The organism is Phaeovulum vinaykumarii (assembly GCF_900156695.1).
GTDB lineage: Bacteria > Pseudomonadota > Alphaproteobacteria > Rhodobacterales > Rhodobacteraceae > Bieblia_A > Bieblia_A vinaykumarii.
The window spans coordinates 2,501-5,550 of the sequence record NZ_FTOM01000018.1; the positions used below are offsets into that span (position 1 = coordinate 2,501).

At 55.2% G+C, this 3,050-nt stretch carries 1 tRNA gene and 2 rRNA genes (1 of these 3 cut by a window edge); all 3 read left to right on the forward strand.

The window, feature by feature from the left end:
* Positions 1–2,714 (forward strand): 23S ribosomal RNA (locus tag BW949_RS16240) (it extends 123 nt beyond the left edge of the window).
* A gap of 77 nt (positions 2,715–2,791) precedes the next feature.
* A 5S ribosomal RNA gene (gene rrf, locus BW949_RS16245) occupies positions 2,792–2,906 on the forward strand.
* A 66-nt stretch (positions 2,907–2,972) separates the two neighbouring features.
* A tRNA-Met gene (locus BW949_RS16250) sits at positions 2,973–3,049 on the forward strand.
* Position 3,050 lies beyond the last annotated feature (1 nt).

A 3,050-nucleotide genomic window follows, 5' to 3' on the forward strand; every position in this document is an offset into this window, starting at 1 on the left:
GAAACCCACCTGACAGTCGGTTATGGATTGCGCAAGCAATTCCTAACAGGCTGAACCAGGTACTATTACCCTGAACACATAGGGGTTTTAGAGCGAACCCGGGGAACTGAAACATCTAAGTACCCGGAGGAAAGGAAATCAACAGATACTCCGCTAGTAGTGGCGAGCGAACGCGGACCAGCCGAGCCATGAGAATGACCAGAATGATCTGGAAAGATCAGCCAGAGTGGGTGACAGCCCCGTATGGGAAGTTCGATTGGACGTATTAAGTAGGGCGGGACACGTGAAATCCTGTCTGAAGATCGGGGGACCACCCTCGAAGGCTAAGTACTCCTTGCTGACCGATAGCGAACCAGTACCGTGAGGGAAAGGTGAAAAGCACCCCGACGAGGGGAGTGAAACAGTTTCTGAAACCGGACGCCTACAAGCAGTCGGAGGGGCCTTGCGCCCTGACGGCGTACCTTTTGTATAATGGGTCAACGACTTGGTCTAACGAGCAAGCTTAAGCCGATAGGTGTAGGCGCAGCGAAAGCGAGTCTTAAAAGGGCGAATGAGTTCGTTGGATCAGACCCGAAACCGAGTGATCTAGCCATGTGCAGGATGAAGGTTGGGTAACACCAACTGGAGGTCCGAACCCACACCTGTTGAAAAAGGTCGGGATGACGTGTGGCTAGGGGTGAAAGGCCAATCAAACTCGGAGATAGCTGGTTCTCCGCGAAAGCTATTTAGGTAGCGCCTCGGACGAATACCTATGGGGGTAGAGCACTGGATGGGTGATGGGGTCCCACAGACTTACTGAGCCTAACCAAACTCCGAATACCATAGAGTACTATCCGGGAGACACACGGCGGGTGCTAACGTCCGTCGTGGAGAGGGAAACAACCCTGACCAACAGCTAAGGCCCCCAATTCGTGGCTAAGTGGGAAAGCAGGTGGGACGACCAAAACAACCAGGAGGTTGGCTTAGAAGCAGCCATCCTTTAAAGATAGCGTAACAGCTCACTGGTCTAGATAAGTTGTCCTGCGGCGAAGATGTAACGGGGCTCAAGCCACGAGCCGAAGCTTTGGGTGCACCTTCGGGTGCGCGGTAGCGGAGCGTTCCGTGATAGAGGACCTTCCGACTTCTGCCTTCCCCAGGGAAAGCAGCAATCGGACAGGTCCTGACTGTGAAGCCGGCCTGTGAGGGATCCGGTGGAGTGATCGGAAGTGAGAATGTTGACATGAGTAGCGACAAACAGGGTGAGAGACCCTGTCGCCGAAAGTCCAAGGGTTCCTGCTTAAAGCTAATCTGAGCAGGGTGAGCCGGCCCCTAAGGCGAGGCCGAAAGGCGTAGTCGATGGGAACCAGGTTAATAGTCCTGGGCCAGGAGATGGTGACGGATCGCAAAGGTAGTTCGGTCTTATCGGATTGACCGGGCTGCTCAGTGGTCCCTGGAAATAGCCCTCCATCAGACCGTACCCGAAACCGACACAGGTGGACTGGTAGAGAATACCAAGGCGCTTGAGAGAACCACGTTTAAGGAACTCGGCAAAATACCTCCGTAAGTTCGCGAGAAGGAGGCCCGGTTCGTGGGCAACCATGGGCCGGGGGCACAAACCAGGGGGTGGCGACTGTTTACTAAAAACACAGGGCTCTGCGAAGCCGCAAGGCGACGTATAGGGTCTGACGCCTGCCCGGTGCCGGAAGGTTAAAAGGAGGGGTGCAAGCTCCGAATTGAAGCCCCGGTAAACGGCGGCCGTAACTATAACGGTCCTAAGGTAGCGAAATTCCTTGTCGGGTAAGTTCCGACCTGCACGAATGGCGTAACGACTTCCCCGCTGTCTCAAACGTGGACTCAGCGAAATTGAACTGTGTGTCAAGATGCACACTACCCGCGGTTAGACGGAAAGACCCCATGCACCTTTACTCCAGCTTCGCACTGGCATCAGGATTGTGATGTGCAGGATAGGTGGTAGCCTTTGAAACCAGGACGCCAGTCCAGGTGGAGGCTCCCTTGAGATACCACCCTTCGCACTCTTGATGTCTAACCGCGGTCCGTTATCCGGATCCGGGACCCTGCGTGGCGGGGAGTTTGACTGGGGCGGTCGCCTCCCAAACAGTAACGGAGGCGCGCGAAGGTTGGCTCAGAGCGGTCGGAAATCGCTCGTTGAGTGCAATGGCAGAAGCCAGCCTGACTGCAAGACTGACAAGTCGAGCAGAGACGAAAGTCGGCCATAGTGATCCGGTGGTCCCAAGTGGGAGGGCCATCGCTCAACGGATAAAAGGTACGCTGGGGATAACAGGCTGATGATGCCCAAGAGTCCATATCGACGGCATCGTTTGGCACCTCGATGTCGGCTCATCTCATCCTGGGGCTGGAGCAGGTCCCAAGGGTATGGCTGTTCGCCATTTAAAGAGGTACGTGAGCTGGGTTTAGAACGTCGTGAGACAGTTCGGTCCCTATCTGCCGTGGGTGTAGGATACTTGAGAGGAGTTGCCCCTAGTACGAGAGGACCGGGGTGAACGATCCACTGGTGGACCTGTTGTGGCGCCAGCCGCAGTGCAGGGTAGCTATGATCGGACAGGATAACCGCTGAAGGCATCTAAGCGGGAAGCCCCCCTCAAAACAAGGTATCCCTCGAGGGCCGTGGTAGACCACCACGTCGATAGGCCGGAGATGTAAGTGCAGCAATGCATTCAGTTGACCGGTACTAATTGCCCGATTGGCTTGATTTGATCCGGTGAAAGCCAGACCAAACAAAAGCAACAAAAACTCGGACAACAAAAAAACGCTGATCGCGCTTCTTTCTCGGTTTGGTGGTCATAGCACGAGCAAAACACCCGATCCCATCCCGAACTCGGCCGTTAAGTGCCGGCGCGCCAATGGTACTGCGTCTCAAGACGTGGGAGAGTAGGTCACCGCCAAACCTAGAAAGAAGCGCAGCTCTCTGAAACGATCTCAATATACTTGGTCTCAAATCCCAGACCAACCGGCGCGGGGTGGAGCAGCCCGGTAGCTCGTCAGGCTCATAACCTGAAGGTCGTAGGTTCAAATCCTACCCCCGCAACCAA